The organism is Paenibacillus cremeus (assembly GCF_007786445.1).
GTDB classification, from domain to species: domain Bacteria; phylum Bacillota; class Bacilli; order Paenibacillales; family NBRC-103111; genus Paenibacillus_G; species Paenibacillus_G cremeus.
The window spans coordinates 18,150-37,545 of record NZ_VNJI01000065.1 but is presented as its reverse complement, the minus strand read 5'-3'; the positions used below and the strand labels follow the sequence as shown (position 1 = coordinate 37,545).

The 19,396-nt window shown below is 46.6% G+C and carries 22 protein-coding genes and 1 pseudogene; 22 read left to right on the top strand and 1 reads right to left on the bottom strand.

Going from position 1 to position 19,396, the window contains the following annotated elements; all coding sequences use genetic code 11:
• Positions 1–193 precede the first annotated feature (193 nt).
• From FPZ49_RS31595 to FPZ49_RS31565, 8 genes and pseudogenes are all read left to right on the top strand, one after another.
• Complete coding sequence (locus FPZ49_RS31595; RefSeq protein WP_144854325.1) at positions 194–1,279, top strand: mandelate racemase/muconate lactonizing enzyme family protein; 1,086 nt, start codon at positions 194–196, stop codon at positions 1,277–1,279.
• 17 nt (positions 1,280–1,296) lie between these two features.
• Positions 1,297–1,461, top strand: coding sequence for a hypothetical protein (locus FPZ49_RS36195; protein WP_186446217.1), 165 nt, complete (start codon positions 1,297–1,299; stop codon positions 1,459–1,461).
• Between the two features lie 71 nt (positions 1,462–1,532).
• Entirely contained in the window at positions 1,533–1,796 is a 264-nt protein-coding gene (locus FPZ49_RS37745) for a Beta-galactosidase C-terminal domain (RefSeq protein ID WP_391563895.1), read from the top strand.
• 393 nt (positions 1,797–2,189) lie between these two features.
• Positions 2,190–2,372, top strand: a complete 183-nt coding sequence (locus tag FPZ49_RS31585) for a hypothetical protein (RefSeq protein ID WP_144854323.1) — start codon at positions 2,190–2,192, stop codon at positions 2,370–2,372.
• 9 nt (positions 2,373–2,381) lie between these two features.
• Entirely contained in the window at positions 2,382–2,669 is a 288-nt protein-coding gene (locus tag FPZ49_RS31580) for a phosphotransferase (protein WP_144854322.1), read from the top strand.
• A gap of 118 nt (positions 2,670–2,787) precedes the next feature.
• Positions 2,788–3,025 (top strand): annotated as a pseudogene (locus tag FPZ49_RS31575) (IS1595 family transposase); the annotation flags it as partial.
• Between the two features lie 407 nt (positions 3,026–3,432).
• Positions 3,433–3,909, top strand: a complete 477-nt coding sequence (locus tag FPZ49_RS31570) for a YhcH/YjgK/YiaL family protein (RefSeq protein WP_186446216.1) — start codon at positions 3,433–3,435, stop codon at positions 3,907–3,909.
• A 322-nt stretch (positions 3,910–4,231) separates the two neighbouring features.
• Positions 4,232–4,747: a hypothetical protein gene (locus FPZ49_RS31565; protein WP_144854320.1), complete on the top strand. Its 516-nt coding sequence runs from the start codon at positions 4,232–4,234 to the stop codon at positions 4,745–4,747.
• A gap of 187 nt (positions 4,748–4,934) precedes the next feature.
• Here FPZ49_RS31565 and FPZ49_RS31560 read toward each other — a convergent pair whose 3' ends face one another.
• A complete protein-coding gene (locus FPZ49_RS31560) occupies positions 4,935–5,384 on the bottom strand; it encodes an OsmC family protein (protein ID WP_144854319.1) in 450 nt (149 codons plus the stop codon).
• Between the two features lie 337 nt (positions 5,385–5,721).
• Between FPZ49_RS31560 and FPZ49_RS31555 the strand changes: the two genes are divergently transcribed.
• The 14 genes from FPZ49_RS31555 (at position 5,722) to FPZ49_RS31490 (ending at position 19,376) form a co-directional block, all read left to right on the top strand.
• On the top strand, positions 5,722–6,288 hold the full coding sequence (locus FPZ49_RS31555; protein WP_261381716.1) for a phospholipase D family nuclease: 567 nt from the start codon (positions 5,722–5,724) through the stop codon (positions 6,286–6,288).
• A gap of 20 nt (positions 6,289–6,308) precedes the next feature.
• A complete protein-coding gene (locus FPZ49_RS31550; protein WP_144854318.1) occupies positions 6,309–7,763 on the top strand; it encodes an aldehyde dehydrogenase family protein in 1,455 nt (484 codons plus the stop codon).
• A gap of 269 nt (positions 7,764–8,032) precedes the next feature.
• The gene (locus FPZ49_RS31545) at positions 8,033–9,052 is read left to right on the top strand and encodes a LacI family DNA-binding transcriptional regulator (protein ID WP_261381717.1); all 1,020 of its coding nucleotides are present in this window, start codon (positions 8,033–8,035) and stop codon (positions 9,050–9,052) included.
• A 23-nt stretch (positions 9,053–9,075) separates the two neighbouring features.
• Positions 9,076–10,254 carry a thiolase family protein gene (locus FPZ49_RS31540; RefSeq protein WP_144854316.1) on the top strand — a complete coding sequence of 393 codons (1,179 nt, stop codon included), beginning with the start codon at positions 9,076–9,078 and terminating at the stop codon, positions 10,252–10,254.
• Between the two features lie 12 nt (positions 10,255–10,266).
• A complete protein-coding gene (locus tag FPZ49_RS31535; RefSeq protein WP_144854315.1) occupies positions 10,267–11,013 on the top strand; it encodes a glycerophosphodiester phosphodiesterase in 747 nt (248 codons plus the stop codon).
• Between the two features lie 45 nt (positions 11,014–11,058).
• Positions 11,059–11,667 carry a histidine phosphatase family protein gene (locus FPZ49_RS31530; protein WP_144854314.1) on the top strand — a complete coding sequence of 203 codons (609 nt, stop codon included), beginning with the start codon at positions 11,059–11,061 and terminating at the stop codon, positions 11,665–11,667.
• Positions 11,657–12,415: an MgtC/SapB family protein gene (locus tag FPZ49_RS31525; protein WP_144854313.1), complete on the top strand. Its 759-nt coding sequence runs from the start codon at positions 11,657–11,659 to the stop codon at positions 12,413–12,415. Before FPZ49_RS31530 ends, FPZ49_RS31525 begins: the two co-directional genes overlap by 11 nt.
• A 40-nt stretch (positions 12,416–12,455) precedes the next feature.
• On the top strand, positions 12,456–13,196 hold the full coding sequence (gene fabG, locus FPZ49_RS31520; protein WP_144854312.1) for a 3-oxoacyl-ACP reductase FabG: 741 nt from the start codon (positions 12,456–12,458) through the stop codon (positions 13,194–13,196).
• 27 nt (positions 13,197–13,223) lie between these two features.
• Positions 13,224–13,673, top strand: a complete 450-nt coding sequence (locus FPZ49_RS31515; RefSeq protein WP_144854311.1) for a MaoC/PaaZ C-terminal domain-containing protein — start codon at positions 13,224–13,226, stop codon at positions 13,671–13,673.
• Between the two features lie 18 nt (positions 13,674–13,691).
• Positions 13,692–15,287 carry an acyl CoA:acetate/3-ketoacid CoA transferase gene (locus FPZ49_RS31510; protein ID WP_144854310.1) on the top strand — a complete coding sequence of 532 codons (1,596 nt, stop codon included), beginning with the start codon at positions 13,692–13,694 and terminating at the stop codon, positions 15,285–15,287.
• Between the two features lie 58 nt (positions 15,288–15,345).
• A complete protein-coding gene (locus FPZ49_RS31505) occupies positions 15,346–16,203 on the top strand; it encodes an aldo/keto reductase (RefSeq protein ID WP_144854309.1) in 858 nt (285 codons plus the stop codon).
• Positions 16,204–16,215: 12 nt separating this feature from the next.
• The gene (locus tag FPZ49_RS31500) at positions 16,216–17,115 is read left to right on the top strand and encodes an SMP-30/gluconolactonase/LRE family protein (protein WP_222429995.1); all 900 of its coding nucleotides are present in this window, start codon (positions 16,216–16,218) and stop codon (positions 17,113–17,115) included.
• A 35-nt stretch (positions 17,116–17,150) separates the two neighbouring features.
• Positions 17,151–18,020 carry an LD-carboxypeptidase gene (locus FPZ49_RS31495; protein WP_144854308.1) on the top strand — a complete coding sequence of 290 codons (870 nt, stop codon included), beginning with the start codon at positions 17,151–17,153 and terminating at the stop codon, positions 18,018–18,020.
• A gap of 39 nt (positions 18,021–18,059) precedes the next feature.
• Positions 18,060–19,376, top strand: coding sequence for an ABC transporter substrate-binding protein (locus FPZ49_RS31490; RefSeq protein WP_144854307.1), 1,317 nt, complete (start codon positions 18,060–18,062; stop codon positions 19,374–19,376).
• Positions 19,377–19,396: the final 20 nt, after the last annotated feature.

Genomic DNA, 19,396 nt, shown 5'->3' with positions numbered 1-19,396 from the left:
GGGCAGTTCGTAATTTCAGGTCGAAAATATATAGTTTTTTCAGGCACAATTCGATCTTTTGGACGCATTAGAAACCCCTGTTATTAAAGTAATGGTTACCTAATTACTTCGATAAACAGGGGGCGAAAACCTTTAGTCGTATAGTTATTCCGCTGTAGTTTTTAAAGACTATTCCGTTGCTTACCCTTTACGGATGAGGGCACAGCCGCATTATACGTCCGATTTGACGACCGTGCTTGTAAAAATCAGCACCGATGACGGACTTGTCGGCTGGGGGGAATCCAAAGGGGTGGTGGCGCCGGAAGCGCCTAAAGCGATCATCGATAACATCGTAAAACCGCACCTGATCGGATTAAATCCTTTGGATATCGCTCCGATTAAAGAAAAAATGCTCGGATTAATGAGGATTAGAGGGCATATTCAAGGCTTTTATCAAGAAGCCATCAGCGGTATAGAAATCGCTTTATGGGATATTAAAGGCAAGTATGCCAACCTGCCGATCGCTTCCCTGCTCGGCGGTATGTTCCGCGATAAAATAAGAGTTTATGCCTCCGCCCTCCCAGGGTTGTCCGAAGGATGGAATGAGGAGAGCATCCAAAAGCTGCGAGAGTCCGCCAAAAAGGTAGTGGCCGCCGGCTTCAAAGCCGTAAAAATTGCAATAGGTGCAGGCAGCATTCCGGATTTAAAAAGTATTGATGTCGTTCGCGAAGTGGTCGGGGAGTCGTTTACCATTATGGTCGACGCCGGGGGAATTTACGATTTTCAAACCGCTTTAAGGCTGGCGCCGGAGCTCGAAAAGCGCGGGGTATTCTGGTTCGAGGCTCCGCTTCCTTTGGACGACTTCTCGGGGTACATCGAGCTGTCCCAAAAAACCGGCATTAGGATCACCAACGATATGATCTGGACGACGGGGCTTGTGAAGGATGCCCTGCAGAGAGGCGGGAATATCGTCTATATTCCTGAGGTATTAAAAGCGGGAGGAATCCTGGAGTGCAAGCAGATCGCGGATTTGTCGGATCGCTTCGGCGTCCCGTTCGCTCCGCATGTGAGCCAAGGCTCCTATATCCAGTATGCGGCGACGGCCCATGTCTGCGCCTCCGTACCCAATTTCTTGATCAGTGAATTTTGGTGGCAGGATAACCCATTGGATAATCGAATTCTAAAGAATCCTTTGCAAATCAAAGACGGATATATGGAAGTTCCGACGGGACCTGGACTTGGAGTGGAAGTAGACGAAGAGGCCATCCGTCCGTTTATTGAGCTTGGTCCCAAACTTTAAGAATGCAATTGCCGAACATGCTGGAAAATAAGATCTATATTGGAGAGCTGGCGGCGACTAAGGTGGAGACGCCTGCGGCTATTTTATACAGTGATGACGTGATTTGGGCGCAGGAGGCTCATAAACGGCTGGCTGGATATGATCAAACCACGGTCAGCGGAAACTCTAGCCACCTATTCTGAAAATTCTATGCCTGTCGAACGGCCATTACGAGGAACCGCTTCGGCAAGGGAACGGTTTATTATGTCGTGTGATGGGAAATCAGGAGCTGATTCACGATATTGTAAGTAATGTGGCAGAAGAATGCCGGCTCGATAAGCTGAATCTCCCCGACAACATTTATGTCTCCCATAGGTCTTGCGAGGGGACTAGATATACATTCTTTTTAAATTACGCCAGAGAGGCTCATGAAATATTGCTTCCAGTTGAAGGAACAGATGCGATTACCGGAGAGTTCATTTCAGGGACCATTAAGCTAAATGGCTTGGATGTTCTTGTGGTAAAAAGATCGGTTTAGAGCAGGTTAAAGGTATGACCGCTGGGAAGAGAAGGATGAAAGATATCGCTTTTAGAATGTCGGGTTCAATCGAAGGGAATGCATTCTTCAACAACAATGACAGTAATATGTAATAAACTTGAAATCATTCTTTCACGTTGCTCTAATAATTGTAGCCTATAATAAGAGTTGACCCCCCTTTTTTTAATAAATCTTTGCCTTGCAGCCCGTTGCTGTGGGGCATTTTTTTGCCTTTGAACGGCAGTTTACGTGGCAATGCTTGATTTGCTCAACTCAACTGATGCAGCTTCCGCATTAAGGCAAAAATTTTTTATAACGAAATCGTACCTAAGAAGCACCCGCTGCATTTGCTACAATGACAATGGGATACCCATCTATACTGGGGTGAAAGGAATGAAAAGAACAAAAATCAGCTTCGATCTTGCGCAGCTGACTATGGGGATACGGGCACACTGCAGCAACGCGGCGATCTACGATAGCAGCTGCTCCGAGGGGGCAAAGACGCTTCTCGTTCAAGGGACGAATACCACCGGCTCGGCGTATTTAAAAATTAGTGCCAAAGGGAGCCTGGAATGAGAGTGTCATATGACGCGCTTTTTAAACGGCCATCAGGTGGCACCAGAAGTTGTTGCCTACGAAACGGATGCGGAACACGATTATCTACTCACGGAAGCAGTAGCTGGGGAAGATGGGGTGTCGGGCGTGCATCTGGAAAACCCAACCCTGCTAGCTATTGCATTTGGTGAACATTTGCGCAGGCTGCATTCCTTGCCGGTAGACAACTGCCCCTATCCACATCGAACCGCAGAGATGATAGGGGCAGGTACTTCTTTCGCTCGGACTTCCACTTCTTTTGCCTGTATGATCGATTGATACCCTTTCCAACCCGGGTTTAGGTTCTGTGGCAGATTTCTTCGACTTTTTGTTGGGCCGCCGGCACCCCCTCGTCGCGCCCCGCGCGCCCCCCCCACCAACCTAAATCCAAACTAGAACGTATTTCTTATTCTCCGAAAAGGGCAAACGGAATATTGCTGATCGTAAGCCACGTAAACGCAGCGGAAAAGTTATTGTATTAGTAATGACCAAGTATGTGTACTCGTTGCCCGTGACCGTTATAAAATGACTTACTCTGGCGTACTTGGGCGTGGACTCGGGCTACAAAATTGGATGAAGCGATTGGTGGTCATATATCTGACTCAAACGTGCTTTGCATTGATTCGTGGAGAGCATCCAGTCGTTAATCAAACAATCACGTAAACGAGTTGTGGAAAGTAAGTGGGACTGATTGCTTTTTTTCTTGATAAAAAAAGTAAGGGATCCAATCAGCTGAATTGAAGCCAGGCCTTCAATTGACAGAATCCCTATACGCCGAGTGACCGATAATCTACTCTTTGCGAATGTCAAGGAAGAATTTTGACGGACTTCGCAAGAAGGGGCATCCAGTTCTTACTAAGATTGATCCATCGAAAATTCCTCCATTATGTAAATGTCCACCTTTAAGAGGAGCATCATCTGGACCTTAGTTTACGGTCCTCCCTGGAAAGTCCAATCGATCTACAAATATTCGTTTTCATATGGACCCAATAGGTTTATACTGGGAATGCAAAATATGTACAATATCTAGGAGGTGGCATGCGTGATTTTTAGCGATTTGAAAAATTGGCAGCGTGAGAAACAAGTTTATCCGAAAGCGGTTAACCGGGGACTGGAGTACATACAAAACACCGATTTCAGCACCATGAAGCCAGGCAACTATGAAATCGAAGGCCAACTGATGTTCGCTATGCTTCAGGAGCGAATAACGACAGCTTCGCATACGCGTCAGCCTGAATCGCATCTTACGTATACCGACATTCAGTATTTGATCGAAGGCGAAGAGATTATTCGGGTAGCACATTTGACTGGCGAAGAATTGATCAGCGAAGATACATTCGAGGAGAAGGACCTCGCCTTCTACAGCAAGGTCGGCCCCGAAACGTCGCTGCTGCTTCAACCCGGCTCGTTTGCGGTATTTTATCCGGGTGATGTGCATCTTCCGGTTTGCAGCGTGACCGAAGACAAGCCGCTCCGCAAGGTCGTCATTAAAATTCATAAATCGCTGCTGTTCGAGTAAGTTTTGTAAGGCCTGTTCCATTTTTCGGGGACAGGCCTTTTTATGAGGCTGGCGTGGGATTGACGAAAGCGGTCTCAATAAGCTAAAGGACAGTAAAATGGAATAGAAAAAGTGAGCATCAAACAGCCCTCATCTTGTCCAAACAAGTGCCGATTTTGGATCCGTGGGGTCGCTTCGGATGTCGTTCAAGCGTTTCCGCGGGAAAGCAGGTTGCTAGGCACCGTAGGGTTCATTGATGAGATAACTTAAAGTTTTCTTTGTAATTAATGTTTGACAAACTAATTAGTGGAATAATTAGGTAAATTATACACGGGTCAGAGGCGTGATTATTGACAAAAGCGAGCTGGCTCAATATTCACGAGACTCGCAATCGTCTCTCGCTCGAGACTTGGCATCCTGCTTCGCATCTGCTGATGTGGCTCAGGCGTGGCAAAGGCTTGCAACGAAAGAACTCGAGGGCGTAGAAATGATCGCCGAGAATAATTTCAAGGACGTGCTGAAGCAGCGTATGAAGGAGTTGGCGGATGCTACCATACGTCTTTGCGGGCTAGATCCTGTCGTATGGCGTGCTTCGCGTGAGCAGGTGCAGCAGGATGAGGAACAAGTGCTTATGCCGGCTGCCTCATCTCAACGTGATGACGAGGTTGTAGACGTCGATGTTGAAGTGCTGGAGTTGTTCGATGTTTTCAGCAGCCAAACCGCGGAGACCGTCCTTACCGAAGTTGCCACTCCTCAGGGGGAGCAGGAGATCGCTACGAAACAACTGCTTACGTTTGCGGAGCTCGCAACCGGGTCTGGCAAGAAAAACATGGAGGATCAATTGCTTCTCTTTGGGTGACCCTTATGAGCAAAGAAAAGATTCAGCGCCGGAACGTTGTGACAAAATAAGTTACAACTCGATGACAAAATAAGTTAGAACCGGTGACAAACTAAATTCCAATCCACTAGAGGACCGTACATTGTACGGCCTCTTTTTCTATATCCGAAGGAGGAATAATAACCTATGAACTCAAACGTACTACAGCCTATTTACCCTCGAATACGATTTTAGGAGTAACTGTAATTTCGACATTTCCGCGCAGCGCTTTTGAAATCATACATGCTTTTTCCGCACGTAAGCATGCATTTTTTGCCAGTTCAACTTGTTCAGAAGTTGTAATAGAAGATAAAGTAACTGTTGGATAGTGGCATATTTTTTCGAAAACCAGGCCAACTTCGTCACTTACTACTGCCTCGGACGATAATTCCAAATTTTGCACAGGGAGTTTACGATTTGAAAGGATTACACCCAAAGTTATCATGTAACAAGTTGCGGAAGCACCAAGTAACATTTCCTCTGGATTAGTACCTTTTCCTAACCCACCCATTTCATGTGGCGCTGAAATATCGGAGTGCAAATTATCAGTAGATATATGTCCTTCTCCATTCAGTCCACCCTTCCAAGTGCCATTTAACCGAAAATGATGTTTTGACATATAGACTCCAACCTTTTCTAATTTTTAACTATAATATAAGCATACTTTTTGAAATAGCGGAAGAGTATTCTTACATGTGACCTCGCTTCGGAAGAGAAATAAATTCATTGACGATTTATCATTGCAGGAATATAATGGCATTGTTGTAACTAAACGATTAGCTATATAGCTCGATGATCGTCCTATGCTTGTAGACAAGGAAATGTTGGGAATAAGCTTTTGATGATCAAGGAAACTTAAAGATTTTTTTAAATAAATAACTAATCGATTAGTTTTGTGCGATTTCTTCAATGAGAACCTAGTTTTCTTATCATCACAGCTTGAGGGAGGCCGACGTTTGAAAAGAACGACTAAAATGTTAGTCTTGGCTTTGTCGCTTGGATTGATCGGAACTTCATGCAGCAAAGCAACTAATGTAGCGAATGCTCCGCCGCTATCGAAAGAAATTGAATATGCTTTTACCAAGGAGAATCAGCATCCGGAGAAACTGTTGATTCAAGTAATAAACGCAGCACAATCAACACTGGATATAGCCATTTATAGTCTTACCAACAAGGATATCACCAATGCGATTATAGATGCTAAAAGGCGAGGAGTTGCCGTCAGAATAATTACGGATCAATCCATGGCGCATACCCAAATGTCGCAGGTTCAATTGCTGAAGCAAATGAAGGACACCGGAATACCGATAAAGGAAAATGCTCATAGCGGCATTATGCATTTAAAAGTAACGATTGCCGATAAATCGGTTATTACAACGGGATCGTTTAATTATTCTGTTGCCGCTGCGACTGTAAATGATGAAGTGTTGATCTCCTTACATTCCCCTCCCTTAGCAGGGGAATGGTCTGATGAATTTGGTAAAATGTGGAATGACGCGGTCGATTTTCGCGATTTAAAGTAAACAAATAAGGAAGTGTGATCATGGACAGTGAAAGAATCGAGCTACTGATTAATAATCAAGAGGTGCCGACGGATCGATATTCGGAGATTAAAGACCCTGGCCGACTTACGGATGTAGTAGGTTATGTAGCCATGGGAAATGTCCACCATGTGGATCAAGCTGTTCAGGCAGCATACCAGGCCTTCTTGTCCTGGAAAAAAACATCTTTAGAAGAGCGCATGACTCTTCTGTCACATGCTGCCAAAGTGCTGAAAGATGAGACTCTTCCATTATCTTCGACTATGTCCAGAGAAACGGGTATGCTATTAAAGGTTTCGCAATCTGAAATAAATTTGGCCATCAGAGTCATCCAAGTTACATTGGAGCACGCGGAGGACTTCTTGCGTCCCATACAAATGGAAGATGAAAACAGCTGGGTAAGCATCGAGAAAAGGCCGATTGGTGTTATTGCAGGAATCGTACCCTGGAATGCGCCAATGGTGTTAACGATGCAAAAAGTAGCTCCTGCTTTAGTCGCTGGCAATACAGTGGTTATAAAGCCCTCCCCGAATGCACCAATGAGCGTAAGCATAGCTTTGAAAAAGATAGCCTCATTATTTCCGGCTGGGGTCATCAATGTCATTCACGGGGAAAGCGACATCGGCTCAGCCTTGAACAAACATCCGCTTGTACGAAAAATTTCATTTACGGGTGGGGGGAATATCGCAAAGCAAATTATGAAAGATGCAGCGGATTCACTCAAAAGCATTCAATTTGAATTAGGCGGCAACGACCCGGCTATTGTACTCGATGATGCGAATCTGGACGAAGTCATTCCGAAAATTGTTAATCGCGTATTTTGGCGTTCGGGTCAAATCTGTATTGCTGTTAAAAGAATTTACGTTCCGAATGTGATGTACGAGTCTTTTTACAGTAAAATGTGCGAAATTGTGGATGAATTTAAAATCGGTCACAGCCTGGACGAGAGATCGACCTTTGGGCCGGTAAACAATAATAATCAATATCAGTATGTGAAGGGGCTTGTCAGCAGAATTAAGCTAGGCAGCGCAAAAATTGTGGAACTGGGCAAGCGACTGGAACCGGAACAGTGGAACAACGGCTACTACTTGCAGCCAGCAATAGTCCGGGATGTGGACCCAATGCAAGAGATCGTCACCTGCGAACAATTCGGCCCTGTGATTCCACTGATTCCCTACCGTACGGATGAGGAAGTCATTCAAATGGCAAATAAGACTGAATATGGGCTAGGTTCGTCTGTTTGGACCTGTGATTTTGAAAGAGCGTTACGAATCTCGCGGGAAATGGAAGCGGGAATGACCTTTATCAATGGACACGGTCAGTCTCGACTTGGGCATGAGTTCATGCCGTTTGGCGGAGTTAAACAAAGCGGGATCGGCAGGGAGAATTCGGAAGTAGGTTTAGCGGAATTTATCGAATATCACGCCATTAATTATCACAAACCTCAAAAGAGCTAGGGCCTAAAGTACCTCAAAAGAGCTAGGCCTAAAGAATTAGAAAAAACGATTGACGTCTTGAATGCGGAGGATTACAATAGAAACAAAGCTAAACGTTTAGTTGTATAATTATTTTCTGAAACAGACTTGATATTTGGTTGAGTTCCTGTATTCCGGTGGATTAAACGTATTAACTTTTATAAAATATCAAGCAATGTATTGCAATAATTATATTTTTTTAGAATACAGCTAAACGATTAGCTTGGAAGGGGGGTGTACATTTGGCCACGATGAAGGATATATCCAGAATTGCGGATGTTTCCATCGCAACCGTATCTGCAGTTATAAATCATTCGGCCTTTGTTAGTCCCGAGTTGACGGAACGGGTCAATAATGCGATACGGGAACTGAATTACCGGCCGAACGCTGTGGCGCGAAGCTTGAAGATGAAAAGCACAAAAACAGTTGCCGCAATCGTTACTGACATTGAAAATCCTTATTACCCTGCTATGGTCAAAGGGATGGATGATGTCGCTTTTGCGAACGGCTTCAGTTTTATGTTATGCAATATCGCAAACGATTCCGAGCGGTTTCGGAAATACCTCGAGGTAATGGTGGAAAAACAGGCGGACGGATTGGTGCTAGCCAACGTTTCCCGAGATGAGGAACTGGCGCTGGTGGAGAGGACGGGATTGAAATATGTACTTCTTAATCGGAAGCCTCCCGCATACGACAAAAACTACGTAGGCATCAACAACACGCTAACTACCGAACTTTCTGTTAAGCATCTAGCTTCGCTCGGATACCGGAGTATTGCCTACTTTGCGGGAAATCTGCAAATATCGACGGCACGCGAGCGCTGGGAGGGATTTCAGAGCGGCATGCACCAGCAAGGACTGAAGGTGGATGAAGCACTGGTTTTTCATGGAAACTATACATCTCAATCTGGTTATGAAAACACGAAAAAAATGCTCGCTGAAGCAAGACGGATGCCGGAGGTGATTTGTGCTGCTAGTGATCTGGTCGCATTCGGAGCCATTAAAGCGCTACGCGAATCCGGCATACGAGTGCCGGAGGATATCGCTGTAATGGGAAACGACAACAATCCGTTTTCTGAGAATTTCATTGTTCCGTTAACTACCGTCGATCATCCGAAGTATGAGATGGGTAAGTTGGCTGTGGAGCTGTTATTTAAAGAAATCGAAGGAACGGAACAAAAACTCGCAAGACAAATTGTTCTCCCTCCGTCACTCGTTGTTCGTGAAAGCTGTAGGTGGCGAGGTGAGCTGTACGGGCTTAATAGCAGCTAAACATGGTAAGGGGAGGAACGAAAATGAAAGAGGTTGTCATTGTTGCAGGGGTCCGTACCGCCATTGGCTCTTTTGGTGGATCACTGCAGGATGTTCACGCTGCCGATTTGGGGGCTGCCGTCATCAAAGAAGCATTACATCGTGCTGGTGTAGCTCCTGAATTGGTAGACGATGTGATTGTCGGTTGTGTGGGTCAAGTTGCTGAGAATGCATTTATTGCACGAATGTGCTCATTGAGGGCGGGACTTCCCGAACATGTAAACGCATACACTGTGAACCGATTGTGCGGTTCAGGATTGCAAGCGATTAATACAGCATCGCAAGCGATCCGATCTGGAGAAGCAGACATTGTCGTGGCTGCAGGAACAGAAAATATGAACCAACTGCCTTATTACTTGAGAAAAGCAAGATACGGTTATAGATTCGGGCATTCCGAACTAGAGGACGGTTTGTCGACCGCGCTGACAGATCCATTTGGCAGATATCCGATGGGGATCACGGCGGAGATTGTCAGTAAACGCTTCCAGATTTCGCGTGAAGACCAGGACCAGTTCGCCTTCGAGAGTCAGTTGAAGGCAGCAGCCGCCATTGATTCCGGCAAATTCAGCAGCGACATCGTACCCGTGAAGATCCCACAGCGCAAAGGGGATCCTGTTCTGTTCGATACGGACGAACACCTGCGAAGAGGGACAACGCTGGAAAAATTGGCTTCACTGAAGCCGGCCTTTCAGGAAAATGGAAGCGTTACCGCAGGCAACTCCTCCGGTATTAATGACGCTGCCGCCGCCGTTGTGATGATGAGTGCCGATAAGGCGCGCGAGCTTGGACTCAAACCGTTGGTATATGTTCGAGAGCAAGCGTTGGCCGGTGTAGAACCGGAAATTATGGGCTTCGCGCCTGCACCCGCTGTGCGTAAATTGCTGGAAAAGGCGGATCTGACGTTGGATCAAATCGATTTAATCGAACTGAACGAAGCGTTTGCTGCACAGGCTGTGGCCGTAATGAAAGACCTTGAAGTCGATCCACAGAAAGTAAACGTCAACGGAGGTGCCATCGCGCTTGGTCACCCGATCGGTGCAACCGGTTGCATATTGGCAGTGAAAATCATTGGTGAAATGGAGCGGCGAGATTCCCGCTACGGCGTAGCGACACTGTGCATCGGCGGCGGGCAAGGGATCGCTACTCTCTTTGAAAGAGTATAGGAGGAAATCGACATGACACTTGGAAAACAAAAACGGCCACTGATTATTGGCCACCGGGGCGCTAAGGGAGAGGCTCCCGAAAATACGCTGGCTTCGTTCGCGTTAGCAGTGGAGCAAGGAGCAAACGCGTTGGAGCTGGATATCCATCTAACTGTGGACGGAGAAATCGTCGTATGTCATGATCCGTTGATCAATCGGACGACGAACGGTGAAGGCGCTATAGCTAATTTGACTGCAGCCGAGCTGAAAAGCCTTGACGCCGGGGGATGGTTTGATCCGCGGTATGCCGGAGAACGAATTCCTCTGCTTGAAGAAGTACTCGCCGCAGTACCGGCCGGAGTCATGCTTAACATAGAGGTGAAATGTCCCTACAGCGGACGATTGCAGGAGCGGCTAGTTGAGCTCCTGGAACGTTATGACCGGCTCGGCAGTGTGGTGCTTTCGTCTTTTCACCACAAAGTTCTGCTGGCTTTAAAACAGGCGAATCCGAGACTGCAGGTAGGATTATTATACCGCGGGAATTTTGTTCAACACCGTAAAATTGCGGAAATCAGCGGTATGGAGGTGTATGCCCTGCATCCGTATTTTACGATGGTCGATGCGGAAGATGTGGCGGATGCTGTAGAGCACGGGTATAAAATATTTTCCTTCACGGTGAACGATCCGGAGCAGATGAGACGGGTAGCAGAGCTCGGCGTAACGGGAATCGGGACGGATTTTCCAGCACGTTTGAAGGAAGTGCTGGACAGCATGAACTAGAGCTAGGCTACGAACATTATCCTTTGCGAACAGTGGTGAGGTTGAATGAGAATAGGCTTCGTCCGTCATGGAGAAACCGATTGGAATAAAGAAACCAGAGCGCAAGGACAACGGGATATTCCTTTAAACCAAACGGGGCTTCTGCAGGCGCGTGCGGTGGCGGAACGGATGCGCCTGGAGCTATCGAAGTGGGATGTTCTGATTAGTAGCGATTTGTCGCGCGCCTATGTAACGGCTCAAGCGATCGGCACATTATTGAATAAGACGGTTGGGGTGGACCTTCGATTAAGGGAAAGAGGCTTTGGGCAATTAGAAGGAACTACCGAGCAGGAGCGCATAGATCAATGGGGCCCCAATTGGAATGAGCTTGAGCATGGTGTAGAGACGCTTCAACAAGTAAGGGAGCGGAGCGATGAATTGCTTGCGGAACTGATTGAAAAGTATAGCGGTCAGAATATACTTCTCGTAAGCCACGGCACATTTATTGGAGTAGCTCTTAAATCTCTGTTGGAAGCTGATATTCCCGTGCTTGGGAATACGGCGATTAGTATCATTCGCAGAGAGGATCAGAGTTGGAGAAGCGAGTTAATCAATTGCTTTAAACACTTGTCGCCTTCAATTGAAGTCGGCGGAGGGCTCCGAAATGAGCCCTGACGTATGGCACATTACTCCGTGGGAAATCGTTCTAAGGATGATTATTGCTACCGGACTGGGAGGCTTGGTGGGAATGGAGCGGGAGTGGAGCAACCATGCCGCCGGCTTTCGGACTCACATCCTGGTGTGCCTCGGTTCGGCTACCATCATGCTACTGTCCATTTACGGATTTGGGCAGTTTGCAAGCGAACCCAACGTCCGGCTGGATCCCTCGCGATTGTCTGCTCAGGTGGTTAGCGGTATTGGTTTTCTTGGGGCAGGGGCGATTCTTCGCAACGGAAATGTGATCAAAGGACTGACAACGGCGGCCTCCGTTTGGGTAGTGGCGGGAATCGGTTTATGCGTGGGAGCGGGTTTTCTGACCGGCGCTTTTGTATGTGCATTCCTGGTGTTTAACAGCTTGTTTTTGTTAAACAAATGGGAGAAATATTTGCTCAGAAACCGGCGATATCATGAAGTGGATATCAAAATTTACGATCAACCGGGGGCGCTGGGACGTATTGCCTCAACATTCGGGGAGTTTGGCATTCAGATCGTGAATCTTAAGATGAATGCCGATACCAACGACCCTTCGGAATCAACGCAAATGCCGACGATGCATTTATGCTTTAATTTAAAAAACCAGAATCAGGATATGTTGTTAGAGGCACTCGGGCAAATTGCTAAGTTGGATGTAGTGATCTCAATGGAGACTCACAAATTCCAGGTTCAGAAACAAGGAATGCTCGAACGAGCTAACTCAATATAAAATGTAGCTATGATACCTATAAAAAAGGAGATACGAACATATGATCGAATTGGATGGGAAAATAGCGATAGTTACGGGATCGGGACGCGGAATTGGCAAAGCAATTGCAGCAAAGCTGGCCCAGCTAGGAGCGGCAGTAACGATATGTGATATTAGCGAAGAAATTGCATCGGCTACAGCCACGGAGCTGACGCAACAAGGTTATCTGGCGGATTACGCGGTGATTGATGTCGCCGACACAGATGCCGCGCGTAAGCTCATAGAGACAACCATTGAGAAGCATGGAAAGCTTGATATTCTTGTTAATAATGCAGGAATCAACCGGGATGCCATGCTTCACAAAATGGAGCACAAACAGTGGGATGATGTCATTTCCGTTAATCTGACGGGAACTTACAACACGATGCAGCCGGCTAGCATTAAAATGAGGGAACAAAAAAGCGGCCGAATTATTAACATCTCCTCGGCAAGCTGGCTAGGTAATATCGGGCAAGCAAACTATGCGGCTTCCAAGGCAGGAGTAGTCGGTTTGACCAAAACGGCGGCCCGTGAGCTCGCTAAATATAACGTTACGGTAAACGCCATTTGTCCCGGATTTATTGAAACGGACATGACTAGAGGCGTGCCTGAAAAAGTTTGGGATCTGATGATTTCCAAGATTCCAATGGGCCGTGCGGGGAATCCGGAAGACGTAGCCAACCTGATCGCATTTCTTGCCTCGGATGCCGCTTCTTACCTGACAGGAGAGGTTATCAATATCGGCGGAGGCATGGTGCTATAAAAAGGCTGAATAAGGAGAGATACTGGAATGCCGGGTATTTATTTTGACGATTACCAGGTAGGTCAAACGTTCGAAACTCCCACACGTACCCTTACTGAAACCGATGTAGTTTACTTTTCGGCTATGTCCGGTGATATGAATGAGCTACATACGAGTGAAGAGTTTGCACAGAGTAGTCCATTCGGTAGACGGATTGCGCAGGGACTGTTAGGTTTATCCGTTTCTCATGGCCTTATGTTTCGACTGGGGTTGTTTGACGGCACCGGAATCGCGTTATTAAACATCGATAAATGGAAATTCACGGCCCCCATTTTTTTCGGCGATACTGTCCATTGCAGTGTCATGGTTCATGAAAAAATAGAGAGCAAAAGTAAGCCAGACCGCGGGATCATTCATTTTTTGGTGCAAGTGATCAATCAGAAGCAAATAGTCACGCAAGAAGGTATTCAAACCATTATGGTGAAACGAAAAACTTAAACAGCAGGAGGTCCTGGAATGAATAAAATCTTAAAAGCAAAAGCGATATTGCCTTATCTTAAGGAAGGCTCAACTCTCGCCACTGTGGGATTTACGCTGATGGGGGCTTGCGGAACGATTCTGAATGAAATTGAGAGAAGCTTTCTCGAAACCGGCTTTCCCAATAATTTGACCCTTCTTCATGGTGCCGGTCAATGCGACCGGGTGAACGGGCTTCAGCGGTTGGCTCATAAAGGACTCATTAAACGAATCATTGGGGCTCACTGGGGACTTGCCCCCAAATGGGGGGAGCTTATTCACAACAATGAGGTGGAGGCGTACTGTCTACCACAGGGCCAGCTCGTTCATCTTTTTCGCGCCATGGCTTCAGGCAAGCCGGGGAATTTCTCCAAAGTCGGTCTAGGTACATTTGTTGATCCGCGAGTGGAAGGCGGCAAGATCAATGATCGTTCCCGGCAGGGAGAAGATATTGTCGAGGTTTTGACGCTTCATAATGAGGAGTATTTGTATTATAAAAGTCAGCCGATCGACGTGGCCATTATTCGGGGGACAACTGCCGATGAAAGCGGCAATGTGACGATGGAGGAAGAAGCCATCAAGTATGAAGCGCTGTCTGTAGCACAGGCGGCGAAAAGCAACGGTGGCAAAGTCTTTGTTCAAGTGAAATATATAGCTAAAAACGGGGACTTGCATCCGAAACAAATAGTTATTCCAGGTATTTTTGTCGATGGTATCGTTGTTGCTGAAAACCCAATAGAGGAACACCGGCAGTCCTCATCTTATTACTTTGAACCGGTCTATGCAGGGGATATCAGAGTACCTGAGTCAGAAAGTGCTCCACTGCCGCTTAATGTGCGTAAAGTGATCGGACGCCGTGCTTGCATGGAACTATTTCCGGGTGCCATCGTAAATCTGGGCACGGGCATTCCGGGGGATACACTCGGACCGATAGCAACCGAGGAAAAGATAAATGGAGAAATTACCCTTACGATTGAATCCGGGGTGATCGGTGGAATTCCAGAGGGAGGAATTGACTTTGGAATTACTAAAAATGCAATAGCGATTATCGAGCATGGAAGTCAGTTTGATTACTACAACGGGAGCGGCGTCGACGTGACTTTTATGGGAATGGCTGAAGCCGATTCCGACGGTAACGTAAACGTAAGCAAGTTCGGCACCAAAACGGTCGGTTGTGGCGGGTTTATCGATATTACGCAGCCGGCTAAAAAAGTTGTTTATTGTGCCACGTTTACAGCTGGCGGGTTAGAGGTGGCGATCGACAATGGCAATCTGCGGATTGAGAAAGAAGGAATAGCGAGAAAGTTCTTGAAGAAAGTCAATCAGATCACTTTTAGCGGCCATTATGCCCGTAAAAATAATCAACCTGTCCTATTTGTTACCGAAAGGGCTGTTTTTGAACTGCGCAAGGAAGGAATTGTATTAATAGAAATTGCTCCGGGAATTGATTTGGAAAAGGATATTTTGGATTTAATGGATTTTAGGCCGATCGTATCCGATAAGCTAAAGATGATGGATCCGCGGATATTCAGAGACGAGCCAATCGGATTGTGCGACGATTTCTTTAGGACGGAAGCTGCCGCCACAAGCGAATAAGCTTTAATATGAGATGCGGATCTAATAAAACCACAATAGAAGAGAAGGGTTGATAACAATGGAATACAGAAGACTTGGAAGAACTAATTTAATGGTTTCAAGTATAGGATTCGGCGGAGCCCCGATGGGCATCAACAATTACCTCGAAGACTATGATGCGGAAAAAAGTCGTGACGGCGTAGTGGCTGCGCTCAATGCGGCTTTGGACAATGGAATCAATTATATTGACACGGCCACCGCATACGGACAGGGGCTTGGGGAAAGCATTATCGGGGAAGTAATGAAAAATCGTCGCCAAGATGCGTACATTGCCACCAAGATTCCAAGAAAACTGGATTACGCACAGACGCTAAGTGCTGTCGATGCGTGCCTAGAGCGGTTGCAAACGGATTATATCGATTTGATGCAATTTCATGGCGGACACTTGGTCGAGGAAGAGTATAAACGTCTGGTCAACGATGGCCCGCTTGATGCGTTTAAAGAATGTCAGAAGCAAGGCAAGATTCGCTTCATTGGGATCACCAACGAAAATCCTGATCATGTTTTGTTGTGGGCGGTGCAATCCGGACATTTCGATGTAATACAAGTGCGTTATAACTTGTTCTATCAAGGCGCAGCAGATCCGCTTATTCCCGAGGCGGTCAAGAAAGATGTGGGCGTCGTGGTGATGAGGCCCTTGACTAGTCAAGGATTTCCAAGATTCATGAAGCGTATTGCACCTGACGCTTTGGAGCAAATGAATCCGCATCAGGTCGCGTTGGATTTTGTACTGTCCAACCCGGGTGTAAGCACAGCGATCTGCGGAATGAGAACGGCTGAAGAAGTGCTCTGGAATGTTGAAGCGGTAGAAAAGCAGCAATATCGCTGGGAGCACAAGCTTGACCGTGCTCAGGGTGGAGTCCAATTTTTATTGTAGGAGAGGTCTATCATGGAAATAGTAACTTTTTCGGATGAGATGAAATTGTTGATCCCGGAAGGGGCCGAACTGGAGAAGATCGCATCCGGGTTCCGGTTCATAGAAGGTCCTGTCTGGGATGATGCTAACAAATTTTTGTATTTCACAGATATTCCGCAAAATATAGTTTATCGGTGGAGCAGGCCTGAAGGAGTGTCTGTTTTTCGGACACCCAGCCGCCACGCGAATGGACTCACACTTGATGGTCAAAGGAGGCTATTGGCTTGCGAGCACGGCAGCCGGACCGTAACGAGGACGGAGCAGGACGGTACCATTACGGAACTGGCCTTGCAATACGACGGAAAGCGTTTAAATAGTCCTAACGATATTGTTGTAAAATCCGACGGGACGCTTTATTTTACGGACCCCCCGTACGGATTAAAAAGTGTTTACGGAAATCAGCCGGAAGACAAGGAACTGTCCTTCCAAGGCGTATACCGTTTAGATCCGGAAACGGCAGAATTGCGTTTATTAATTGATGATTTTGACAAGCCTAACGGACTGGCGTTTTCTCCGGACGAACAAATATTGTATGTCGATGATTCCGCTAGAGATCATGTTAGAGCCTTTGATGTAACCCCTACCGGAGGTCTGATCAATGGTCGCGTCTTTGCCGAGTTAGATCCGGAGGCAGGCAAGGGAGTGCCGGACGGCATGAAGGTGGATGCTGCGGGCCGTTTATATGTAGCGGGCCGAGGCGGTATATGGATATTTTCATCGTCCGGACAGAAGATAGGCATTATTAAAATTCCTGAAATAACGGCAAATTTGGCTTGGGCAGAGGATTACAGCCATCTATATATAACCGCCTCCACTTCGTTATATAGAATCCGGCTGAATACTCGGGGCATTCCGGTAAAGCACATTAATTGAAAGCGCCTCCAGACGGGCGTGGGGGATTGTTAAATATGACTAATATGCCTTTATTAGCTAGAGGTAACCGTGTCGCCATTACCGCTTGTTCAGATGGAAGAAGGCCGGAGGCAAGAGTTAAAATCGATGAATTAATTGCTCTATTTCGCGAATTTGGCTTGGAAGTCGTTACAGCAACTGATTTGTACAGAGCCAACACATACATGATCGGCGCTCTTCAGGAACGGGCGACAGAAATCAATAAAATGTTTCATGACGATTCGATTAACGCTATTTTTGACGTTTCGGGAGGAGACGCCGCGAATCAGATACTCGAATACATTGATTTTCAAGCAATCGGCAAAACAAGAAAACCGTTTTTCGGAATAAGCGATTTGTCTGTCATGCTAAATGCGATGTATAAGGTAAGTGGAGTCGGCTCTTATCATTATCAAGTGATGAATTTAGTGCATGAACATCAGGAAGCGCAAAGGCAATTGCTTTACGACACTTTGATTAAAGGAACTGATGATTTATTTAATTTCGATTATTCCTGGATACGAGGACAGCATATGGCGGGAGCCGTGGTCGGCGGGAATATTCGATGCTTTCTCAAGTTGGTTGGAACCCCCTATTTTCCTGATTGTAAAGATCATGTGATCTTTCTTGAGAGCTTTGGCGGTAGGGCACACCGAACCGTATCCCTCTTATCGCAAATGGAGCAAATGGGGTGCTTCAGCCAGTGCGCGGGACTAATCTTAGGTACATTTACTGAATTGGAGCAGCATGGGGAATTTCAGGTTGTAGAAGATTTCATTAAAGAGCTTACCGAAAAGAGGCAGTTGCCCATCGCCAGAACCAAAGAGCTTGGCCATGGAAATGACAGTAAAGCAATCCAGTTTGGAACGAATATTGTGCTGCAATAATGATTTGAACCCAAATACATTTGAAGGAGCATGATTTAAATGAAGCTAAAAAAGTGGATTTCCGCTATGGCCATTTCCTCTTTGATGCTGACGGCAGTCGGCTGCTCTAGCACCCCGGCGGGAGGAGCCGCGGATGAGGCGAAAGCCCCTCCTCCTGCGAGCGATGACAAATCTCCAATCACTATTCAATACTGGCATTCTCACAACGATGATCAGATAAAAACCTTGAATTATATGATCGGGGAGTTTCAGAAAAAGTACCCCAACATTACGATTGAGCCCGTGTTCCAGGGCGGCTATCCCGATTTGCAAAATAAGCTGCTGGCAGCCGTTTCTGCTCATAATGTTCCTGCGGTAACCAATGCTGAAGTATCGGCACTGCCAAGCATGGCCGACGGCGGGATGTTCGCCGACTTGACCCCCTACATGAAAAGGGACAATTTCGATTTGAATGATTTTTCCAAGGGGATGTTGGGAGCGTATGCCTATAACGGCAAGCAATACGGACTTCCGCTAATTGTAAGCGCTGGCATCAACGTGTATAACAAGACGCTGCTTGACTCTTTGGGCCTGAAACCGCCGCAGACCTGGGATGAAATGGAAGATTTCAATAAAAAAGTAACCGTTAAAGAAAACGGAAAGACCACCCGATACGCGCTTGAGATTCCGGCATGGGAGCCCTTTTACTTTGATCCATGGATTTTCAACAGCGGTGGCGCGATTTTGAGCGCTGACGGCAAAACATCGGTGCTGGATCAGCCGGCCAATATGAAGTGGATTTTAACTTTTCAACGTTGGATGCAAGAAGGCTCGCTGCAGATCGGTTATGGAGCAGGAGCATCAGATACGATGCGTCAAATGTTTCTAAACGGCCAAATCGCTATGGTTGACCATACATCCGCCGTACTGAAAACGTATCTGCAAAATGCCAAGTTTGAAGTAGGCGTATCTTTCTTCCCGGGAGATAAGCAGCACATTTCTCATATGGGCGGTGCGGGCATTGTTATGATGGACGGCGCACCGGCGAAGGAAAAAGAAGCGGCGTGGAAATTCATTCAATTTATGTCCGATGCCGAGCACAACATTAAATGGGCGGAAGGAACCGGATATTTGCCGACACGAAAATCGGTAGTCAATACGGAGGAAGGCAAAGCCTACTTTGCAAAATACCCGCAGTACAAAGTGGTATTCGATAATTTCGATAATGTAGTCGGACGTCCGCAGCATCCAAAATATCAGGAATTCAGCAAGGTGTACCAAAACGTCGTAGGACAGATGGTTCTCAATAAAGCGGATCCAACGCCTTTGATGAAGGATGCAGTCAAACAAATCAACCAAATCCTGTCTGATAAGTAGATAACGAGTACAGCCGTCAT

Bases quoted from the DNA above. Each gene is read 5' to 3' on its own strand.
- FPZ49_RS31595 (WP_144854325.1), top strand. From the start codon at position 194: ATGAGGGCACAGCCGCATTATACGTCCGATTTGACGACCGTGCTTGTA.
- FPZ49_RS36195 (WP_186446217.1), top strand. From the start codon at position 1,297: ATGCTGGAAAATAAGATCTATATTGGAGAGCTGGCGGCGACTAAGGTG.
- FPZ49_RS37745 (WP_391563895.1), top strand. From the start codon at position 1,533: ATGGGAAATCAGGAGCTGATTCACGATATTGTAAGTAATGTGGCAGAA.
- FPZ49_RS31585 (WP_144854323.1), top strand. From the start codon at position 2,190: ATGAAAAGAACAAAAATCAGCTTCGATCTTGCGCAGCTGACTATGGGG.
- FPZ49_RS31580 (WP_144854322.1), top strand. From the start codon at position 2,382: ATGACGCGCTTTTTAAACGGCCATCAGGTGGCACCAGAAGTTGTTGCC.
- FPZ49_RS31560 (WP_144854319.1), bottom strand. From the start codon at position 5,384: ATGTCAAAACATCATTTTCGGTTAAATGGCACTTGGAAGGGTGGACTG.
- FPZ49_RS31550 (WP_144854318.1), top strand. From the start codon at position 6,309: ATGGACAGTGAAAGAATCGAGCTACTGATTAATAATCAAGAGGTGCCG.
- FPZ49_RS31545 (WP_261381717.1), top strand. From the start codon at position 8,033: ATGAAGGATATATCCAGAATTGCGGATGTTTCCATCGCAACCGTATCT.
- FPZ49_RS31540 (WP_144854316.1), top strand. From the start codon at position 9,076: ATGAAAGAGGTTGTCATTGTTGCAGGGGTCCGTACCGCCATTGGCTCT.
- FPZ49_RS31535 (WP_144854315.1), top strand. From the start codon at position 10,267: ATGACACTTGGAAAACAAAAACGGCCACTGATTATTGGCCACCGGGGC.
- FPZ49_RS31530 (WP_144854314.1), top strand. From the start codon at position 11,059: ATGAGAATAGGCTTCGTCCGTCATGGAGAAACCGATTGGAATAAAGAA.
- FPZ49_RS31525 (WP_144854313.1), top strand. From the start codon at position 11,657: ATGAGCCCTGACGTATGGCACATTACTCCGTGGGAAATCGTTCTAAGG.
- fabG (WP_144854312.1), top strand. From the start codon at position 12,456: ATGATCGAATTGGATGGGAAAATAGCGATAGTTACGGGATCGGGACGC.
- FPZ49_RS31515 (WP_144854311.1), top strand. From the start codon at position 13,224: ATGCCGGGTATTTATTTTGACGATTACCAGGTAGGTCAAACGTTCGAA.
- FPZ49_RS31510 (WP_144854310.1), top strand. From the start codon at position 13,692: ATGAATAAAATCTTAAAAGCAAAAGCGATATTGCCTTATCTTAAGGAA.
- FPZ49_RS31505 (WP_144854309.1), top strand. From the start codon at position 15,346: ATGGAATACAGAAGACTTGGAAGAACTAATTTAATGGTTTCAAGTATA.
- FPZ49_RS31500 (WP_222429995.1), top strand. From the start codon at position 16,216: ATGGAAATAGTAACTTTTTCGGATGAGATGAAATTGTTGATCCCGGAA.
- FPZ49_RS31495 (WP_144854308.1), top strand. From the start codon at position 17,151: ATGACTAATATGCCTTTATTAGCTAGAGGTAACCGTGTCGCCATTACC.
- FPZ49_RS31490 (WP_144854307.1), top strand. From the start codon at position 18,060: ATGAAGCTAAAAAAGTGGATTTCCGCTATGGCCATTTCCTCTTTGATG.